Source organism: Fulvivirga sp. (assembly GCF_040218215.1).
Taxonomy (GTDB): Bacteria; Bacteroidota; Bacteroidia; order Cytophagales; family Cyclobacteriaceae; genus Fulvivirga.
Window position 1 is genome coordinate 284,021 of record NZ_JAVJQL010000014.1, and the last position, 19,962, is coordinate 303,982.

At 37.3% G+C, this 19,962-nt stretch carries 20 protein-coding genes and 1 tRNA gene; 13 read left to right on the forward strand and 8 right to left on the reverse strand.

Going from position 1 to position 19,962, the window contains the following annotated elements:
• Window position 1: 1 nt before the first annotated feature.
• The 3 genes from RIB54_RS09950 to RIB54_RS09960 form a co-directional block, all read right to left on the reverse strand.
• Window positions 2-3,214: a DUF7948 domain-containing protein gene (locus RIB54_RS09950; RefSeq protein WP_350100777.1), complete on the reverse strand. Its 3,213-nt coding sequence runs from the start codon at window positions 3,212-3,214 to the stop codon at window positions 2-4.
• A gap of 63 nt (window positions 3,215-3,277) precedes the next feature.
• Window positions 3,278-5,773: an ABC transporter permease gene (locus RIB54_RS09955; protein WP_350100778.1), complete on the reverse strand. Its 2,496-nt coding sequence runs from the start codon at window positions 5,771-5,773 to the stop codon at window positions 3,278-3,280.
• Between the two features lie 66 nt (window positions 5,774-5,839).
• Entirely contained in the window at window positions 5,840-6,532 is a 693-nt protein-coding gene (locus tag RIB54_RS09960; protein ID WP_350065787.1) for an ABC transporter ATP-binding protein, read from the reverse strand.
• Window positions 6,533-6,693: 161 nt separating this feature from the next.
• Here RIB54_RS09960 and RIB54_RS09965 point away from each other — a divergent pair, with 161 nt between their 5' ends.
• From RIB54_RS09965 to trxA, 3 genes are all read left to right on the forward strand, one after another.
• The gene (locus tag RIB54_RS09965; RefSeq protein WP_350100780.1) at window positions 6,694-7,302 is read left to right on the forward strand and encodes an arylesterase; all 609 of its coding nucleotides are present in this window, start codon (window positions 6,694-6,696) and stop codon (window positions 7,300-7,302) included.
• Between the two features lie 80 nt (window positions 7,303-7,382).
• Window positions 7,383-7,453, forward strand: a tRNA-Cys gene (locus RIB54_RS09970).
• Between the two features lie 174 nt (window positions 7,454-7,627).
• On the forward strand, window positions 7,628-7,951 hold the full coding sequence (trxA, locus tag RIB54_RS09975) for a thioredoxin (RefSeq protein WP_350065780.1): 324 nt from the start codon (window positions 7,628-7,630) through the stop codon (window positions 7,949-7,951).
• Between the two features lie 68 nt (window positions 7,952-8,019).
• On the opposite strand, the gene RIB54_RS09980 is transcribed toward trxA, so the two are convergent.
• Window positions 8,020-8,448, reverse strand: coding sequence for an FKBP-type peptidyl-prolyl cis-trans isomerase (locus RIB54_RS09980; RefSeq protein WP_350100781.1), 429 nt, complete (start codon window positions 8,446-8,448; stop codon window positions 8,020-8,022).
• A 260-nt stretch (window positions 8,449-8,708) separates the two neighbouring features.
• On the opposite strand from RIB54_RS09980, the gene RIB54_RS09985 reads away from it, so the two are divergent.
• From RIB54_RS09985 to RIB54_RS10000, 4 genes are read left to right on the forward strand one after another with little or no spacing between them, the layout of a single operon-like run.
• Window positions 8,709-9,377, forward strand: a complete 669-nt coding sequence (locus tag RIB54_RS09985; protein WP_350100782.1) for an RNA polymerase sigma factor — start codon at window positions 8,709-8,711, stop codon at window positions 9,375-9,377.
• The gene (locus RIB54_RS09990; protein ID WP_350100783.1) at window positions 9,377-9,595 is read left to right on the forward strand and encodes a hypothetical protein; all 219 of its coding nucleotides are present in this window, start codon (window positions 9,377-9,379) and stop codon (window positions 9,593-9,595) included. The genes RIB54_RS09985 and RIB54_RS09990 overlap by 1 nt, the downstream gene beginning before the upstream one ends.
• Window positions 9,579-10,139, forward strand: a complete 561-nt coding sequence (locus tag RIB54_RS09995) for a hypothetical protein (RefSeq protein ID WP_350065773.1) — start codon at window positions 9,579-9,581, stop codon at window positions 10,137-10,139. The genes RIB54_RS09990 and RIB54_RS09995 overlap by 17 nt, the downstream gene beginning before the upstream one ends.
• A gap of 5 nt (window positions 10,140-10,144) precedes the next feature.
• Complete coding sequence (locus RIB54_RS10000; protein WP_350100784.1) at window positions 10,145-10,747, forward strand: trimeric intracellular cation channel family protein; 603 nt, start codon at window positions 10,145-10,147, stop codon at window positions 10,745-10,747.
• Here the strand turns inward: RIB54_RS10000 and RIB54_RS10005 are convergent, their stop codons facing one another.
• Both RIB54_RS10005 and miaA read right to left on the reverse strand, forming a co-directional pair.
• A complete protein-coding gene (locus RIB54_RS10005; protein ID WP_350100786.1) occupies window positions 10,748-11,290 on the reverse strand; it encodes a thioredoxin family protein in 543 nt (180 codons plus the stop codon).
• Window positions 11,291-11,348: 58 nt separating this feature from the next.
• Window positions 11,349-12,263, reverse strand: a complete 915-nt coding sequence (miaA, locus tag RIB54_RS10010; protein WP_350101026.1) for a tRNA (adenosine(37)-N6)-dimethylallyltransferase MiaA — start codon at window positions 12,261-12,263, stop codon at window positions 11,349-11,351.
• Between the two features lie 76 nt (window positions 12,264-12,339).
• Between miaA and RIB54_RS10015 the strand changes: the two genes are divergently transcribed.
• The 5 genes from RIB54_RS10015 to RIB54_RS10035 are packed head-to-tail and all read left to right on the forward strand — an operon-like array spanning window position 12,340 to window position 17,633.
• Complete coding sequence (locus tag RIB54_RS10015) at window positions 12,340-14,688, forward strand: response regulator (RefSeq protein WP_350100787.1); 2,349 nt, start codon at window positions 12,340-12,342, stop codon at window positions 14,686-14,688.
• Window position 14,689: 1 nt separating this feature from the next.
• On the forward strand, window positions 14,690-15,058 hold the full coding sequence (locus RIB54_RS10020; RefSeq protein WP_350065765.1) for a response regulator: 369 nt from the start codon (window positions 14,690-14,692) through the stop codon (window positions 15,056-15,058).
• Window positions 15,059-15,334, forward strand: coding sequence for a hypothetical protein (locus RIB54_RS10025; RefSeq protein WP_350065763.1), 276 nt, complete (start codon window positions 15,059-15,061; stop codon window positions 15,332-15,334).
• Window positions 15,331-16,095 (forward strand): MBL fold metallo-hydrolase, encoded by a 765-nt coding sequence (locus RIB54_RS10030; RefSeq protein ID WP_350065761.1) that lies wholly within the window; start codon window positions 15,331-15,333, stop codon window positions 16,093-16,095. Before RIB54_RS10025 ends, RIB54_RS10030 begins: the two co-directional genes overlap by 4 nt.
• Window positions 16,095-17,633, forward strand: coding sequence for an NFACT RNA binding domain-containing protein (locus RIB54_RS10035; protein WP_350100788.1), 1,539 nt, complete (start codon window positions 16,095-16,097; stop codon window positions 17,631-17,633). Before RIB54_RS10030 ends, RIB54_RS10035 begins: the two co-directional genes overlap by 1 nt.
• Window positions 17,634-17,690: 57 nt before the next feature.
• On the opposite strand, the gene pyk is transcribed toward RIB54_RS10035, so the two are convergent.
• Both pyk and RIB54_RS10045 read right to left on the reverse strand, forming a co-directional pair.
• The gene (gene pyk, locus RIB54_RS10040; RefSeq protein ID WP_350065758.1) at window positions 17,691-19,124 is read right to left on the reverse strand and encodes a pyruvate kinase; all 1,434 of its coding nucleotides are present in this window, start codon (window positions 19,122-19,124) and stop codon (window positions 17,691-17,693) included.
• Between the two features lies 1 nt (window position 19,125).
• Window positions 19,126-19,545 carry an IPExxxVDY family protein gene (locus tag RIB54_RS10045; RefSeq protein WP_350065756.1) on the reverse strand — a complete coding sequence of 140 codons (420 nt, stop codon included), beginning with the start codon at window positions 19,543-19,545 and terminating at the stop codon, window positions 19,126-19,128.
• Between the two features lie 152 nt (window positions 19,546-19,697).
• On the opposite strand from RIB54_RS10045, the gene RIB54_RS10050 reads away from it, so the two are divergent.
• Window positions 19,698-19,934 (forward strand): acyl carrier protein, encoded by a 237-nt coding sequence (locus RIB54_RS10050; protein ID WP_155175817.1) that lies wholly within the window; start codon window positions 19,698-19,700, stop codon window positions 19,932-19,934.
• Window positions 19,935-19,962 lie beyond the last annotated feature (28 nt).

The following is a 19,962-nucleotide window of genomic DNA, read 5'->3' on the forward strand; positions in this document are numbered from 1 at the left end:
CTTACTTTATAAGATGCACCCAACCTTTACAAGTGGTCACATCTTCAATAACAGCTTCATAATAATATACACCAGATGGTTCATTAACCCCCTTCCAATCATTCTGATAATCATCTGTTTCTAAAATAGTCTTACCCCAGCGGTTCCAAACTGTTAACTTAACTTTATTGGAAGCTATTATCTCGAAAACTTCATTATCAGAATCTCCATTTGGCGTATAAACATTGGGTACTTTAAGCGTTTGTATAGCAACTGTTTTGGATTCTTCGTACACACATTGCCCACTAGCCCCAATTAAAGTTACGGAATAGTTACCATCTTGCTGGTAGATATGCGTATCCTCAGGCTGATCAGAGATAGAGCCATCGCCAAAATCCCATGAATATGCTCCCTCATCTAAGCTTGTATTAACAACTTGCAGCTCAGGTCTCGAAAAACAATCGTACACTTTGAGGTAATCAAAACTCAATTCAAGTCCTGGCAGCACCTCTACGTTTACCGTATCTATTTTACTGCAGCCTAGTTCATCACTTATAGAAACATAATAGGTTGTGCGTTCTAAAGGTGACACCTCATAAATAGCATTTGTAGATTGAGAAAGACTATCCGCACTGGTCCAGAAGTAATTAGTCCCTCCAAATGCAGTTAGTCTCAGTGAACTGCCTTCACATAATGTCTGGTCTCCAATCACATCAAAAATGGGCCGTGCCACCTGCAGAGTTGTTGAGGTAACATCTTCCGATATACAGGTATTCTGATCTATGGCTTTTAATGTGATCTTATAATTGCCAGCATTGGCATAATTATGAACTATTGGCAAAGTGTCATTAGCTACAACACTATTCCCATCACCAAAATCCCATTCAAATATTTCGCCCCCAATACTTAAGTTTTGAAAGACTACATCATCAGGGAAACAGACAATGGAAACGCCAGGATTGTTCAATTCAACAGAATTGGTTTGAATTACAGCCCTCAAAGAGGCCAAATCAAACTTAAAAGCAGCATTGTTACAATTTTGGCTATTATTAGTTGACGAAAATGCATCAGGGGTGGTAGGGAAGTCAGAAAAACTACCACAGCCTGCACATACCGCATGATACACAATACCTCTTTTATCAAACCTACTGGTACCACCATCAACGTGCGTTTGAGATTGACTACCTCCCAGATAAGTGGCATAGAGTAACTCTTCTGCATTGGCACTTAAAGTCATTAAATAAAAATCAGAACCATTAGTAGTAGATTGAAAGGCATCGGCAGTAATAGGCATTCCAACGGTTGAGCCTCCAATAAAACCATTGTTAGTCCCCCCGCCCCATCCGCTGAGATAAATGTTATCACAGTCATTGACCAAAAAAGCAGTGGGGGAAATATTTGGAAAACTGCCTGAGGAACCGAACCTTGTTGATAGCTCTAAATTTGTAAGGTCGTTATTCCATTTTTGTAAAAACTGGCCTCCTCCAGAGGTATAGACATTCCCTTTTATCGGAAAAGCACCACTAGTTTGTCCGTAAGTATAAATATTACCCTCGGAATCCAAATCAATAAAATACACCTGGTCGGTTTCTGATGTACCAACATAAATACCTGTATCCAGTTTAAAAGTTACATTATCAATTATAGATACCCAGCCATCAATTTTGCCTGGTTTACTGTTTGAAAATCGTTCTGTTGGCTTGGCTAAAGCCGCAGAATTGGTACCACCTGCTACAATTATCTTTCCGTTGTTATTTGATTTAATGGAATAAGCGGCATCCATAACCGGGCCTCCCAAATAGGAGGAAAAAATTAAATCAGTTAGGTTAGCACTCATTTCAAAAACTACAGCATCAGTGGAACCTCCTGCAAAGGTATCTTGAAATGCGTTTAACAATGGAAAGTCAGTGGAGCTGGTTTTGGAGGCCACTAAAATATTGCCGTCTTCCTTTATATAAATATCACCTCTTGACTGATCTCCGTAATTACTAACCAGCGCCTCTCCAGCTATCATTAGCCCGTCATTAGCCGTGCCACCTATAAAGGTAGATGCTAATAAGCTGCTTCCAGAGGCACTTATTTTGGTGACAAAAATATCAGACCCAGACGGAAACAATACATTATTAGCACCACCACCAAAAGGTTCAGCATTTGTGCCTCCTCCATATGATGATTGAAATGCATTTTGAGTTGGGTAATTAGATGAGCCTGTAACTCCCATGACAAGTAGGTTATTATTTTTGTCAACTATCAGGCTTTGCGGCACTTCCGATTGGCTTCCGCCCAGGTATGTGGCATATATTGGTTGACGACCCAGAGAATCATATTTAAGTATGGCAACGTCCCAGGCACCGGCATATGTTGTCTGATAGGCTCCTGAAGTAGCCGGAAAGGCTCCGCCAGAGTAATGGCTTGTAATTCCACCCGAATACAAATTGCTTGCATCATCAAAAGTGGCAGTATTGCCCCAATTATCTGCCGTGGAACCAGAATAGGTTGAAAAAATTAATGTGGGATCAATAGTCAGCTCCAAACAAGGGTCATAATCTTCGAGAAGATTAATAGACAGGCTTCCATTATTCAATGAAAATTCAGCCTCATAAAATTTCTTTTCACCATTTATCCATTGATAAGCAATTGGACGGGTTTCCATTAACTTATTAACCTCCGTTTCAATATTTAGATGACCTAATTCATCTATATAAGATGCATTAGCCCCATCAATTTCAATTGCAATTTGATTAATATCAGCTTCTGGGGCCACTATAAAATCATACTTTACCGAGTTGCCATAGTTGTAGTATTTAAAATCTATGCCTGTATACAACTCAGCGTAGTAAACTTCTGAATATTCATGGGCTTCAGTAGTCCACTTACTTTTGTCCCCTACAAAGTAGTTATGAACTAATTGCCCTTTGAAATTTCCTGTGACTTTAACATCTGGGTTTGAGTTCTTAAATTGAAAATAATAGGCATGTCTGTTAATTAAATCCATTTCAGACTCACCATCCTGATGCAAGCCCATGCCGGGTTCATCATGGTGCGACTTCATATTATAGAAGTCGTACACGAGTTTATCGGCCTGAAAAAACACTCTGCCTTCTGGCAATTTTCCATAGAAGAAGTTTTTAGGTGTGTATTGACCTTTATTCTCTATGAACATAGTCTGTGCAAATACCACAGGGCATTTCGACAATAGTAAGCATAGAAAGATTACTCCTAAAAGGCTTTTCATATAAGAATCATAATTACTTTAATACCACATAATTTTGAGCATGGAACATTAAAGATAATTAACCTATACTTCTTTTCTTAAAACTTCAAGTGGTGATCGATGAATTACCCCTCGTGTATTTAACCATCCCACAAAAATGGTCAGACCCATTATGGTCAACCAGAGATATAAAAGACCCAAATAGTCTGGCAGGAAGATTACCTCGAAAAAGAATGTAGACAAAAGCCATCCTGAAATGATTGACAACGAGATACCAGTCAATCCTGCAAAAAAGCCTAGATATCCATACTCTAAAATGGTCATGCCTACGATCTGCTTACTTACTGCACCTATTGTCCTTAACATCACATTCTCCTTAAGTCTTATATATTTACTATTAATCACTGCTCCAGCCAGCACTACAAGACCAGTTAATACACTGAACAAAGCCATAAATTGAATTACAAAAGAGACTTTATCAAAGAATTCATTTATAGTGGTAAGAACAAGACTCAAGTCAATCAATGACACATTAGGGAACAATGCTACCAGCTCACGCTGATAAGTATTCGCCTTGGATTGAGCATCTATTCTAGTTGTAAGCACATAAATCTGCGGTGCCTGCTCCAATACCCCATTAGGAAATACAAAAATAAAATTTGGTGGATCAACAGGCCAATCCACATCTCGAATGCCTCCAAGATAGGTAGTAATACTAATGCCCTGAACATCAAATACAATCTCATCACCAATGTCCAACTCAAGATTTTCATGCATCCCCTTACTAACCGTTACATAAATACTGTCATTAGAAACATGTTGTAATTTACCTACTTCCAATATTTCAGACGTATGGATTGAGTCCCTATAAGTGACCCTATACTCCCTGGTAAGTGCCCAGTTTGGCACGGCATCAGTAGTATCTTGCTGAATATCTCTAATGGTCTTGCCATTTATACTGCTCAACCTGCAGGTAATAATTGGAACCAGTTGCTGAACTGGTAAATCATTATCATTGGTCAACTTAACTACTCCTTCTCTCTGGTTTGGCTGTATGTCAAAAAGAATGGTATTCGATTGATTTTCATTACCAACAAACTCAACCTGATTCAGCAGGCTGTTTTGAATAATATTTAAAGTGGCAATTAGAAAGGCTCCAAGGCCAATTACCACAACTAATACAATTGTTTGATTGTTAGGTCTGAATAAATTGGCAAGACTCTGTCTCCAAATGAATGACCACCCTGACGGAAAAAATTTCCTTACGGTTCTCATCAAAAGAAGTGCTACCCCTGCCAATGCAGCAAAGGCTACCACCAAACCTAAAAAGAACAACGCTCCAATTGTAAGGCTAGAGGATTGATACGCAGCAAATAACAGTGGAAACAGTAAAATCAGAACGATTACCAATATTCGGGCTTTTGAGAACCTTCTTAGTGGCTCAAAGCCAGTTCTCAGCACTGATAATGGAGGCACAAACCTTACAGAGATTAATGGAAGTACTGAAAACAATACGGAAATAACCAAACCTAATAACAGGCCTTCCAAAATTGCCCCCCAGGCAATACTTAAATCCAAGTCTAGCGGTATAAACTCTTGGAGCAGGGCTGGCAATGCATATTGAATAACCACTCCAAGCAAAACTCCAATGGCACTTCCCACAAGTCCTATAACCAATGTCTGCACAAAAAAGATATTGAAAGCCTGCCACCCTGAAGCGCCTATACACCTAAGGACTGCAACAGTATTTCTCTTCTCTCTTACATAGATGTGTACCGAACTGGCAACACCAATACAACCTAGTATCAGAGCTATAAATGCCAGCAAATTGAAGAACTTATAAAGGTTCTGAAAACCCTCTCCGAGATTCTCCTTTCTCCTCTCAACTGTTTCTACCGAATGCCCATATTTTCTGGCAATAGGTTTCAATTTATCTACAAACTGATCTGTTTCTTCCTGAGAGGCTGTTTTAAAATATCTTTTGTAATCAACCCTACTACCGTACTGTACCAAGCCAGTAGAGTCAAGGTATTTCATGGAAATATAAACTGAAGGCGTGAATGTTGATTGGATACCCCCTCCTCCAGGTATTTTAGAAACCTCTCCGGCTATCTTGAAGGTCATTTTCCCAATTTTCACGGAATCATCAGCACTCACATCATATTGGCCCATCAGGTTTTTGTCCATCATGGCATAGGGCTCATTACGCATTAACTCAGGAGCATTTTCCGGAAGCGTTTCCAACTCACCATAAAAAGGAAAATCACCTTCAATAGCTACAATTCTTACCAACCTCGTACCAGGGGTGCTGGTCATAAACATGACCATAGACGCTAAATCTGCTTCGCTGGCCTTTATAGCGTCTACCGAGTCAAAAGCCTGAATCATTTCCTCTTCAAAGGCCTTATTGCCGTTTATTACAAAGTCAGCTCCTAAAAGGTCTTTAGCCTGATTGTCAATACTACCTTGCAAGTTGATATTGAATGAGTTAATGGATACCAGCGCTGCGATACCAATAATTACAGAAGAGATAAACAAGAAAAGCCTACCCAAATTATTGCGGGCATCTTTCAAAGCCATTTTCCAGACCCATTTATCAGAAAAAAGCGAATTTTTTCTTTTCTTAATTTTGATAAAATATTCCATCTATGCCTTCACCGGGGTTTTCTCATCACTTATTACTTTTCCACCCTTTAATCTTAATATTCTATCGGTGAATGAAGCCAACTCCAGGTTGTGAGTTACCATTATCAAGGTAGTGCCTTCTTGTTTGTTGAGATCAAACAAAAGATTTTGAACCTTTTCTGCCGTTTCTTCATCAAGATTACCAGTAGGCTCATCAGCAAATAATACCTTGGGGGAAGTGATGAATGCCCTGGCCATGGCCACCCGCTGCTGCTCGCCACCAGATAACTGAGACGGGTAATGCGTCATTCTGTCACCAAGACCAACCCTTTCGAGCAGCTCAATGGCTTTGTCCTTAAAGTCTTTCTCACCTCTTAATTCCAATGGAACCGTTACATTCTCCAAGGCGGTAAGCGTAGGCAATAGTTGAAAATTTTGAAAAATAAATCCCACATTCTGGTTTCGCACATAAGCCCTGTCATCTTCATCCAAGGCGTTAAGCTTGATGCCTGTTAATGATACCGTACCACTTGATGCAATATCCAAACCCGCGCACAACCCTAATAATGTTGTTTTTCCGCTGCCAGAAGGTCCTACTATAGATATACTAGAGCCTTCCTCGATGCTGAAAGACACATCATCCAGCACTGTCAATGATCTATTTCCTGATTTAAATGTTTTGGTGAGTTTTTCAACTACAAGAATTTCTGCCATAGTGAGGATAACAAGATTTTATATTTATCGTTAAAAATGTGTTAAACATTTCCTTCGTTTAACGTGATATTAAATTTTTGTTTACTTTAATTAACATATTTGGAGCAATAATTGATTAAAACTAATTAATGTTCAATCAGTCATCAAATTATAGACCCCACATGAAGTTCAAGTTTTTAGGTTTAATAGTTCTATTTTTCACGTTGTCATTTACTTCCGGGAAAAAGACGATCTTGTTTTATGGAGACAGTCTAACGGCAGGATACGGACTTTCAAAAGAGCAGGCCTTTCCTGCTATTATAGATAGAAAGTTAAATTCAAATTCTGATCAGTATAAGATTATTAATGCCGGGCTGAGCGGTGAAACCACTGCCGGTGGATTAAACAGACTAGATTGGATACTGAAAGAACCAGTAGATATTTTTATACTTGAGCTTGGCGCAAATGATGGGCTAAGAGGTCTCCCTCTTTCACAAACTGAGAGTAATCTTCAACAGATTATTGACAAGGTAAAGGAGAAAAATCCTAATGTAGAGGTCATCATTGCCGGCATGATGGTACCTCCTAACCTGGGTGAAGATTATACTGAAAATTTCAGGTCGATCTTTCCAAGAATTGCAAAAAAGAACAATGCTGCGCTTATTCCATTTCTCCTACAGGGTGTTGCTGGAGATGAAAACCTTAATTTGGCAGATGGGATTCACCCAAATGTTGAAGGCCATAAAATAGTTGCCAACAATGTTTTAGAGGTTATAAGACCGTTATTGTAGCAAAAGACAAAAAAGATAATTTCTATTGAAGTAATTGTCGAATATTTATAGCTTTGCGACTTAATTTCGAAAGTAGAAATGGCGCTGTGGCCGAGTGGCTAGGCAGAGGTCTGCAAAACCTTCTACAGCGGTTCGAATCCGCTCAGCGCCTCAAGTAAAATCCCATCCGTCTGGTGGGATTTTTTTATTTACAGCCAGATATAACTGTAGTCTATATGACCATTGATAATAATTATAAATAAAGTAGTTCGATCAAAGAACCAAAAATGTCTACATTTGTGTTCCTAAATCGAAATGATATTTTCACTCTTTAAATAGAAATAAAATGAGTAAAACAATTGAAATCACAGACTCTAACTTTGACGAAATCTTAAACAGTGACAAACCTGTTTTGGTAGATTTCTGGGCAGAGTGGTGTGGTCCTTGTAAAATGATCGGTCCGGTTGTTGAAGAATTGGCTGGCGAATATGAGGGTAAAGCTGTTATAGGAAAAATGAACGTTGACGAAAATCCTAACGTTCCCGTTAAGTTTGGAATCAGAAGCATTCCAACTTTATTAGTTTTCAAGGGTGGAGAGATAGTAGATAAACAAGTAGGTGCTGTGCCTAAAGGTGTATTGGCTCAAAAACTTGATGCTCAATTAGCATAAAAAGCTTAGACAATAAAAAAGCCCTTCCGGAAATTCCGGAAGGGCTTTTTTTGTCTTTTGATCAAGTATTAGCTAATCTCAACTAATTCAATATCAAAAATTAAATCTTTACCAGCCAGAGGGTGATTTGCATCGATCTCTATGGTTTCAGTTTCTACCTTAGTAACAACCACAGGAATAGCCTGTCCGTTTGGCTGCTGCATGCTTAGCTGCTGACCGATTTCAGGATTTAAATCAGGTGGCAACTGGGCCTTAGGCACAGAAACTACCATGTCATCATTTTTTTCACCATATGCTTCAGCGGCAGGTATTTCTGCTACTTTTTTATCACCTACTTTCATTCCATTCACAGCGTTATCAAAACCTGCGATCATCATTCCTGCTCCTACTTCAAATTCAAGAGGTTCTCTGTTGGCAGATGAATCAAATACTGACCCATCATTCAATTTACCAGTGTAATGCACTTTTACTTTGTCCCCTTTTTTTACTTCAGACATAACATTCTATTTTCATTTCAAAATTATCTCCTTGATTGTCAAGGACTGCAAAGGTAGCCATATGCCATGCAAATAAAAATTTAAAGCCAGATGTGTACCTTTTTATAACTGGTGCATTATAAGGGTACTTCATTTCTAAACAATGTTGTGAGAGGCATTGTAAGGCGGAAATATCCGGCTACTGGTTCCGAAGTCAGTAGTCCGGATATTTTACTTCTTCGATTAATGATGGTATATTAAATAGTGCTAATAATTATGGTATGAGTTTTAGTAAATCGTTTAATTATCCTTCCTGGCTCATTATGTTTTATAGATTGGAAAATATTCTATACCCATATCTTAAAACTACAACCAGCGCCTACCACGTGTCAAAAGAGGAAATAAGAGAAGAACTATCTATCATAGAAAAAGCAAAAGAAAACCCAGAACACTTCGCTCCGATATATATCAAATACCACGATCAGGTATTTTTATTTGTAAACAAACGAGTAGATAATCTTGAACTTTCAGCAGACATAACTTCCAGGGTGTTTCTCAATTGTTTGAAAAAAATTGAAAGTTTTAAGTTTCAGGGCGTACCGTTTTCTTCATGGCTATATAAGATCGCCTTAAACGAGATCAATCAGTTTTTCAGAAGACGAAATAATGCCCTGCGGTCTGTAAGCATAGAAGATCACCACATCAACCTATTAATAGAGGAAATAGACTATTCTGAAACCCTCATTGACTCGCATGTGTTGATATCAGTACTGCTGGAGCAGTTAGATGAATATGAAATTCAGTTCATAGAATTAAGGTTTTTTGAAAATCACTCCTTTAAAGAAATCGGGTATTTAATGGGAATGACAGAGGTGAACGCCAAAATCAAAACCTATAGAATATTGAAGAAGTTGAAAAAGTTGTCGGAGAATATAAACTATAGCGAATAATGACTAAGCTCAAAGTAAATATTAACAAACCCCAGCCACCTTTAGAGGTCATTCATAAGTACAGGGATTTTGGTGGGTTGATGCAGCAATACAGCAAATATTATCGCACTGACGGCATTCGCCATATGTTATATAATGATAGAAGAAAACTTGTTTACATTGTTATTATCATTGTATTCATTTTATTAATGCTTTTTTCTGATGACATTTCGCTTTAAATGGGTAATTCCATTATGTTTTATACTAAACTCCAGTTTTTGTCAAAACCTAGCTTACCCTATTTATAAAGCTAAAGATCAACTATCACCCCAATTTATAAGTGCCATTTGCACGGCTGCCCGTACCAAACAAAAAACAGCTAACTCCTTTGTTACCGAACTGGAAGTTTTAATCTCAGAGGCAGCGGGTATTAAATACAAAAGTGAAGAACTGCCTGAAGTAAGTTTTAAATGGTTTACCAAATATGGCAGCCAGTGCCACTGTTCCGCTGACGGAGGTTTTAAAGAAGGAAACGTTTTAAGGCAAGTAGTTCAGGCTGACTTTCGTGAGTTTGCAAATATCATTGGTCCAAACAATAGGTTAAGCCTCAATTTAGAAATGAAAGATGCTAAAGATGGACTTACGCTTCTCGAATATGTCAACAAAAAGAGAATTGACATAGAAAAATCCCATAATGACAAGCGCTTTGAGTTTCAGCAAGATGAAGAATGGAGAAATATAATGTTCTTTTATTTTTTATTCAGCGAATACAGCATTAATTAGCTGCTGTGAATTTACTACATGCCCTCGACTTAATAGGAACGTTCGTTTTCGCCATAAGTGGACTGCGATTAGCCGCTAAGAAAGATATGGACCTATTTGGTGCTGCCGTCATTGCTTTTGTTACAGCAGTGGGTGGAGGCACCACTAGAGACCTGCTCTTAGGGGCAACTCCAGTGGCCTGGATAGACAATGTGGAATACCCCATTGCTATACTTTTGGCTGTTCCTTTTACTCTTCTATTCAAAAAATACATTGTCAATTTGAAAAGGACATTTTTCATATTTGACAGTATTGGTATCGCATTATTTACCATCAGCGGAATGCAGAAAGCATTGGATTTTGGTCTAAATCCGGGCATGGCCATGGTAATGGGTATGGTCTCAGCGGTAGTAGGTGGTGTTATTAGAGATATACTCTGCAATGAAATTCCTCTAATTTTTAGGAAGGAAATATATGCTACTCCGTGCCTGATTGGCGCATTTACATTCTTTGTGCTTTCAGAAACAGGGTTGAATCAGGATGTTAACTATATTATAACTACATCCATAATATTGACAATAAGAGTGGTGGCCATTAAATACAATCTGTCAATGCCAAAGATGAGATAATTACTCCATCGCAGAAACAAACTGTGATTCCCAAGTTTGCCAATCGGTGGTTTTAAAATTATCTCCACCAATAAACTTAACGATCATCTCAAAACGATCAGGCTTTTGATATCCAGGAAGTGGCTGGATAATGTTGAAATTCTCGTCAAGAAATACAACTGTAGGGTAACTCAATTTATTGTTCAGCAAAGAGGCCGCTAATTCGTGGTATCCTCTCCTTCCTGACTCTACAAATTTAAAAGTATGGTCTCTAAAAATTATATCTTCACGTTGTTCTGCGTTAAGCTTTACAGCATAAAAATTTTCATTGAGGTATGCTGCAATCACAGGTTGGCTAAAAGTATTTTTATCCATCACTTTACACCAACCGCACCAGTCAGTATATACATCAATAAAAATTTTCCTTTTCTCAGTTTTAGATTTTTCAACTGCCTCCTCAAAAGACAGCCAGTTTACTTCACCATCTTGGGCAAAAGAACTCTGCGAAAACAAGACTCCAAAAATGAAGACTAAAGTAAAAACAGGGCATTTAAGTGATTTCATTCTATTCATTAGTTCAAAAATATACGATATAAACCATTTTCAGTTCAAATAAATTTCCTTATTTCTTTATTTGATCATCAATATACCCAAGTATATTCTGAAAATCGTCAGGATGAAACCACTTGATTTCATTATCTCGTCTAAACCAGGTCATTTGTCGTTTAGCATACCTTCTTGTATTTCTTTTAATCAATTCGACTGCTTCATCCAGTGTTGTCAATCCATCTAAATGGTCAAAAATCTCTTTATAGCCAACTGTCTGCAAAGCCTGCTTTTCGCGAAAAGCTTCTAATGCTTTAACTTCCTCCTGCAGCCCTAGAGACATCATCATATCAACCCTCTTGTTTATTCGTTCATATAATTCTTCCCTAAATCTGTCCAAACCAATTTTTATCACAACAAAATTGCGAAGCTTTTTTTCACCTGTCCTGAAAGTTGAGTACGGTTTGCCTGATGACAAATAAACTTCCAGCCCCCTAATTACCCGGTATGGATTACCCTTATCAACAGTCTCATAATAGACAGGATCAGCCTCTTGTAATTCATCAAGTAGCACCTTAAGCCCTTCCTTTTCAAATTTGGAATTCAGATTTAGCCTGATCTCAGGATCAATTTCTGGCATTTCATTAAAACCATTCAATACTGCATCAATATAAAGCCCAGAGCCTCCGGTCATAATTACAGCTTCCTTACTTTCATGAAGTTCTGTGATTATTTCAATGGCCTCTTTTTCAAATTTCCCTGCTGAAAATTCGTCTTCAACTGAACGATCTCCGACAAAATGATGCCTAACCTGGATCAATTCCTGCTCAGTCGGCTTGGCAGTTCCAATAGACATTTCTTTATAAAATTGCCTTGAATCCGCTGATATAATTTCTGTTTTTAAAGCCTTTGCCAGATCAATACAGAGGGCTGTCTTCCCCACTGCTGTCGGACCAACTATACTGACTAAATATTTTGATTTTAATGACACTGTGAGCAAAATACATCTTTAAATATCACAATGTCAAAAACAACCATTAGATTAGAATTTGTTAATTTCACAGGGCATGAAGGGTGATACAAAGTTACTCAACCAGAAGGTTGTAATGTTGGAGAGAGAGCTTCAGGAAGAGCGTCAGAAAAATGCTTTTTCCAATGCTATTTTAGAGAGTGGCAATCTTATCATTTGGGCTGTAGATTCAGAATTCAACCTACTTTCTTACAATCAAAATTACTTTGAATATTTCCTGCTGCTTAATGACGCAGAATACATTCATTACGAATTGAAAGGTGAGTTAAAGTCCTTAAAAACCAAGACCTTTTGGAGCAGACAGTACAATAAAGTACTAAAGGGAAAGTCTGTAAACGTAGTTATCCGAATGGATATCGAGGATGGTTTTGAGTGGAAGGAATTATTCCTGAACCCTGTATATGGCTCCAGTGCCCAGATACATGCCATTTCTGGTCTGGCTTATGATATTACAGAGAAGACAGAATCCAGAATTAAGCTTGTAAAGAGTGAAGAAAAGTTTAGAAATATCTTTGAGTCATTTCAGGATCTTTATTTTAGAACTGACTTCAAAGGAAACATCACCATGCTTAGTCCGTCAGTTAAAGATATTATGGGCTATAGGGAAAGTGAGCTTAAAAGTAAAAACATTACCAATTTTTACATCTACAATATAAAGATCAAAACCCTTCTTAAAGACTTGATAAATCATGGGAGTGTTCGAAATTTTGAGACTGGTATTGTTCATAAATCTGGCAAAGTCATCCCCACTATTTGTAACATCAGGATAATAAGAGATGGCAAAAAACCTCTTTACATTGAGGGAACGGCCCGTGATATAACAGAACTTAAAAAAACCAATGAACAGCTGCAGTATTCTAAAGAGTTAGCAGAACGCTCTCTAAAAATAAAAGAGAGGTTTTTGGCCAATATGAGCCATGAGATTAAAACCCCACTTAACGGCATTATGGGTATGATTCACTTGCTCGATGAGTCAGTGCTTGAAGGCAAACAACGAAAGCACTTTGACTCACTTAAAAACTCCTCAGAGATTTTAATGAATGTGTTGAATGACCTGCTGGACATGTCAAAGATAGAAGCGGGTAAGATGGAGCTTAAAAACTCGATAATAAAAACAGATAAACTTCTGAGCAAGCTAAAGACCCTATATGGGCATGAGGCTAAGAGGAATGGCATAAATCTCCAATTCAATTTAGAGAAAAAACTACCAAAGAACATACTGACAGATGAGGTCAAAATAATTCAGATCTATTCCAACCTTATTTCTAACGCATTAAAATTTACTCCCAAGAAAGGGACTATAACTGTTTCTTTAAACAGCTTTAAAAAGAAGAAAAATGGCACATTAAAGCTAAAAGGCTCAGTAGTTGATACCGGCATAGGTATAAGCTTAAATGACAGCAAACTTTTATTCAAAAGCTTCACTCAACTGGACGGTTCAACCAGTAAGTCATTTAAAGGCACGGGTTTAGGGTTGTTCATATCTAAAAAGCTTGCCAAAATGCTGGGAGGAAAAATAGGTGCTTTGCCCAACAAAGATAAGGGCACCACCTTCTGGTTTACTTTCGAAACCATTGCTACATCTCCGTCAGCTACCCTTGTAGAAGATAAAATTAAAATCGAATTAAAGAACAAACCAAGAGTTTTATTGGTTGACGATAATAACGTTAACCTTCAACTGGCATCAGAGATGCTTAGACGTGCAGGATGCGTTATTCAACAAGCAGATAGTGGTGAAAAGGCCATTGAATTAGCGGGGAAGAAAAATTATCAAGTTATTTTAATGGACATACAGATGCCAAAGATGGATGGTGTTACGGCCTCCAAACATATTAGAAAAACTGAGCTGAACAAGAACACTCCAATTATTGCCATGACGGCCTATTCTTTAAAAGGAGATAAAAATAAGTACTTGAATGCTGGCCTGGACGATTACATTTCAAAACCAATTGTTCCAGAAAATCTGATCAGAACAATAAAAAAGTGGACTGAGGATACTGAAATTGAGCAGCATTTGGAAAAGAAAATAAAGGAATTGGAGAAACGTCAAACACTAAACCAAAAAACATTAAGCAGATTAATGGAATTTGGTGGAAAAGAAATGGTATCAGAAGCACTGGAAGAGTTTGATAATGAGTGCAGTATACAATTAAATTGGTGCAAGAGACTTATTTCTGAACCAAATAATGAAGAAATTTTGAATATTTTACATACTTTAAAGGGCAATGCGGGAACCTTGGGCGTTGAAAAAATGGCTTTTTGGTCCGAATTCACTGAAGATGAAGTGAAAAAGAAAAATTATCATATTTTTGAAAACAACTTGAAGGAATTATATAACCTTCATTACGACTTCAAAAAAGCAAAAGAACAGTTTAATAATAATTAGAATGGCAAAGCGAATCTTATTAGCAGATGATAGTCCAGTTATTCAAACGTTGTCAAAAAAGATATTCTTTGGGCAGGGTTATGAACTGAAAGGTTTTAAGTCAGGAGCAAAAGTAATTAGCGAAATTGAAGCTAATGACTATGATGTTATTATACTTGACATTATTCTTCCTGGAGTGAGTGGAATGGAGTTGGCCAAACAAATCAGACAGTTGCCTGACAAAAAGAAGGCTTCTACACCGATTATAGCTATTTCTGGTAACTATAAGAATTATTCGAAAGCTGACTTTGACGAGGTGGGCATTAACGACTACTTAATTAAACCTCTTGACTACGATGCTTTGGTAAGTGCGGTGAAAAAGTATGTTTAAATGAGCCTCAGGTACTCGAAGCATTTTCTCAACAAACTTGAAGACTTAATAGCCGAAACAGACTATATCCTTAGGTATGAAAGAGGGAATTTCACATCAGGATGGTGTATTTTAAATGATACTAAGGTTATTATTGTAAACAAGTTTTTTGCAACAGATGGCAAAATCAATTGCCTGTTGGATATTATAAAATCGCTCAATATCGATAAAAACTCTCTCAGCGAGAAGAACCAAAAATTGTTCTACGAGCTTTCACAAACAAAACTAGAGCTTTGAAAATCACATTTCTGGGTACTGGCACGTCACAGGGTATACCTGTAATTGCCTGTAGTTGTGACGTTTGCACTTCATTAGACTTCAGGGATCACCGATTAAGAACTTCCGTGCATATAGAAGTTGAAGGAAAGAGCTTTGTTATAGACACTGGGCCAGATTTTCGGCAGCAAATGCTGCGGGAAAGAATTAACTCTTTAGATGGTGTTATCTATACTCATGAGCATAAAGATCATACAGCTGGCCTAGATGACGTAAGGGCTTATAATTTTATTCAGCAAAAAGAAATGCCGATTTATGCCACTAAAAGAGTCTTGAATCAGCTAAAAATGGAATATAGCTACATTTTTACGACTGGTAAGAAATATCCTGGCATACCTCAAATCAAAGTTGAAGAAATAACCAATATGCCTTTCGAAGCTGACGGTATTAAATTTACTCCTATTGAAGTGCTGCATTTGAACCTGCCAGTATTTGGTTTCAGGATTAATAACTTCACGTATATAACAGACGCCAATTATATTTCTGAAGAAGAAAAAGAAAAGATAAAAGGATCAAAAGCTTTGGTCATTAATGCGCTACAGAAAGCAGAGCACATTTCTCATTTCAACCTTGAGCAAGCAGTAGCATTGGCTCAAGAGCTGAATATCGACCATACCTACTTTACTCATTTAAGCCATAGAATGGGCAGGCATGCAGATGTTGAAAAAGAACTTCCTGAAAACATATCTTTGGCCTTTGACGGTCAACAGATTGAATTATAGTGCACAATAACTATTACTTCCTTAAACAGCTTACTCCTGAATTGGGAGAAAGGATCAAGAATTTAAAAGTATCATCCTGCTTCTCTCAAAATAAGGACGAGTTGATTATTTCATTTGGTAATAAGGAGAATGAGTTTTACATAAAAGCATTTTTAAGTGCTTCATTTTGCTGTTTATCATTTCCGGAAAACTTTCACAGAGCCAGAAAGAACAGTGTTGACCTATTTAATGAAGTGCTTAACAAAACAGTATTGAGCACATATCAATACCTTAATGAACGCTGCTTTTCTATCAAGCTCGAAGATGGTTATGAATTTCTGTTTAAGATGCATGGCAATAGATCTAATATTATTCTGTTTAATAATGGACAGATAGTTTCATTGTTCAACAAACATCTAACAAAAGATCAAGCAATTGACATTACCAACCTTGATAGGCATATTGACCAGTCAAAAGAGGCATTTATCAATTCAGAAGGCAATACAAAACTATTGTTTCCTACTTTTGGAAAGGAGATTGAAAGTCTTTTAAATGAGCAAGGTTTAAAAAACCTCTCACTTCCCGAACAGTGGAACCTTGTTGAAAATACGCTGGCACAGCTAGACAAGCGTGAGTTCTTTATTCGTTCAGATAAGTTATCGCTACTTCCTTTTGAAGACTCAAAGCGCTATGGTGATCCTTTAACTGCACTAAATAATTTCTATATTGGATATATTAGCTCTAGCGGGTTAGAAAAAGAAAAAAGGGAAATAGTTAACGCTCTAGAGAAAAACATAAAACGATCTAAATCATTCATTAATAAAACAAAGCAAAAGCTCAGTGAGATTAACAATAAAACAAGCTATCAAATACTTGGTGATTTGGTCATGGCCAATTTACACGTTATTAATAGCAGCAGTGACAAAGTTGAACTCACAAACTTTTATGATGAAAATAGGCCAATTGAAATCAAGCTAAAGCGACATTTAACACCTCAAAAAAATGCTGAGAATTTCTACAAAAAGGCTAAGAACCAGTCGAAGGAAATAAAAAACCTGGAAGAAGTAGTTGAGAGTAAAGAATTTGAGCTATTAAGTCTGGAGGAGCACTATTGTAAAATCAATAAAATCGAACATCTCAAGGATTTAAGAGAGTACATCAAAACAGAAAACCTTTTAAAGACTGCTACTCAACAAAAAGTAAATAAGCCTTATAACCTATTCATTTATCAAGGCTTTGACATTTGGGTGGGTAAAAATGCTTCTGCAAATGATGAGATGTTGCGCCACACTTATAAGGAAGATTTGTGGCTGCATGCAAAGGATGTAGCCGGATCACATGTGATAATCAAATACAAATCTGGCAGTCCGTTTCCTGTAAGTGTCAAAGAAAAAGCAGCTCAACTTGCTGCATATTATTCTAAGAGGAAAACTGACTCGCTATGTCCGGTTATTATTACTCCAAGAAAGTTTGTAAGAAAGCGTAAAGGTGATCCACCTGGCGCAGTAGTAGTTGATAAAGAACAGACGTTGCTGGTTGAGCCATCAAATCAATTATAAAAAAAGGGTTGCCTGACAGCAACCCTTTTGATTTATGATTTAAAAATCAGAAAGAAATTAATCAACAATATTAAGTTTTACTGTGTTTGTTCTACCTCTTGCATGGATGGGCATGCTTGCCGTTGTAATAAACACATCTCCCATGCCTATGTGACCTTTCTCCTTTAAAATCTCTTCAATATCTGCAAAGGTATCATCCGTTGATACTTCCTTGTCATAATAGTATCCTCTCACTCCCCAAATCAAATTCATTGTATTTAACAATGGCCTGTTACTGGTAAAAATGAAGATGTTAGCTTTTGGCCTATGCGATGCTAGCTTAAATGCCGTATAACCTGAAGCTGTCATCCCAATAATTGCCTTGGCTTTTGAAGCCTTGGCCAACCTGCTTGCCGCTAATACCAGGGTATTGTTGAAAAACAGCTCATCATCTTCGGCAGGTAAATCATGTTTAAAATAAAGTTGCTCAGATTGCTGTTCAACACTAGTTATGGTTTTCACCATACTTTTTATTACCTCAATAGGATAAAGCCCAGCCGCTGTTTCAGCAGATAGCATTAAAGCATCAGCACCATCCATAACAGCATTGGCCACATCATTGGTTTCAGCTCTTGTTGGTCGGGGATTCTCTATCATGCTCTCCATCATTTGAGTAGCAATGATAACTGGTTTGGCCGCTTTATTACATAATGATACAATGCGCTTTTGAGCCATAGGCACCTCTTCCATATAAATTTCAACACCCAAATCACCCCTTGCCACCATCACTGCATCAGTAGCTTCAATGATAGATTCGATATTGTTCATTGCCTCTGGCTTTTCAACCTTGGCAACTATTCGGCAGTTTTTCCCGGCCTTTTGAATTCTTTCGCGAAGTTCATGAATATCAGCAGCAGACCTTACAAAAGAAAGGGCTATCCAGTTAATATCCTGAGTAAGGCCAAATTCAAGGTCTTTCAAGTCCTTTTCGGTCAAACATGGAGCAGAAACCTTCGTAAATGGAAGGTTAATACCCTTTCGTGATTTTAATTTTCCACCATATACTACTTCACTGATTACATCCTCTCCTTTTACCTCTTTTACTTTAAGCTCGATCTTTCCATCATCGATAAGGATCATATCACCTGGTTTCACATCCTTATGAAGGTTGGTGTAAACTGTGCTGGCCTTTTCACTAGTGCCAAGCATTTCATGAGGTGTAATGGTAAATAATTGTCCTACTTTAAGTTTAACACCCTTATCTACTTCACCCACACGGATTTTCGGCCCCTGCAAATCCTGAAGCAAACATATATTAGTATCTAATTCTTCATTTAATTCCTTTACGTATTTTATTACTTTGGCATGATCCTCATGGGTACCATGAGAAAAATTGAGTCTAAAAATATCAACACCTGCTTCTATCAACTCCTTTAGCTTTTCCTTCGTGTTAGATGCTGGCCCTACTGTAGCTATTACTTTGGTCTTATTAAATAAAATTTCCTCTCTCATATTAATTTAAAAAATTGTCTTTCGATTTGAGTTTTTCTAACGCAATCGGAGCAATATATTCAATGTATTTCACTTCCCGTAATTCTTTTATAACTTCTTCAGCCGCAAACGTTTGAAATGAGCCATTAATTTTTAAGATAAAATCAAAGTGGGTCATTTCCGGCAATAAGTACTTATTTTCATAATCTGGAGATTTGTTTTTAAAAAGATGTATCAAACAACTTTCATCTTCATGGCAATAATTTATGAAATTTATGCTCTCCCCCTTCTCGAAATCGATTGTATAATCTTCAAGTTTCACCAGCCTTGTAGACAGTAACGAATTGATAGCCCAGGCCAGTTTAAAAAACCTGGCTGAGGAGGCTATTCCGAATAGCTCAAAGTCGTACTCGTAATCAATAAGGAGTTTAGTCTTCTTCATTGTACTTATATTAAGCCAAAATTAGTATGTTAATTTGAGTTATTTTACCTATTCTTGGACAAATGAAAGCTAGGAATAACTTTCAGAAAATTGTTTGACATTAAATCTATAATGTATTTCTTTGCAGATATTTTAACTAAATTATTAAACACATGTCTGAAATAGCACAAAAAGTTAAATCAATCATCATCGATAAGTTAGGTGTTGAAGAGTCTGAAGTTACTCCTGAAGCAAGCTTCACAAACGATCTAGGAGCCGATTCATTGGATACAGTTGAACTTATCATGGAGTTTGAAAAAGAATTTAACATTTCAATCCCTGATGATCAGGCTGAAAATATTTCAACAGTAGGACAAGCTATCTCTTACTTAGAAGAGAACGTAAAATAAAACCAATTAAGCCCCAGCTGAACTTATT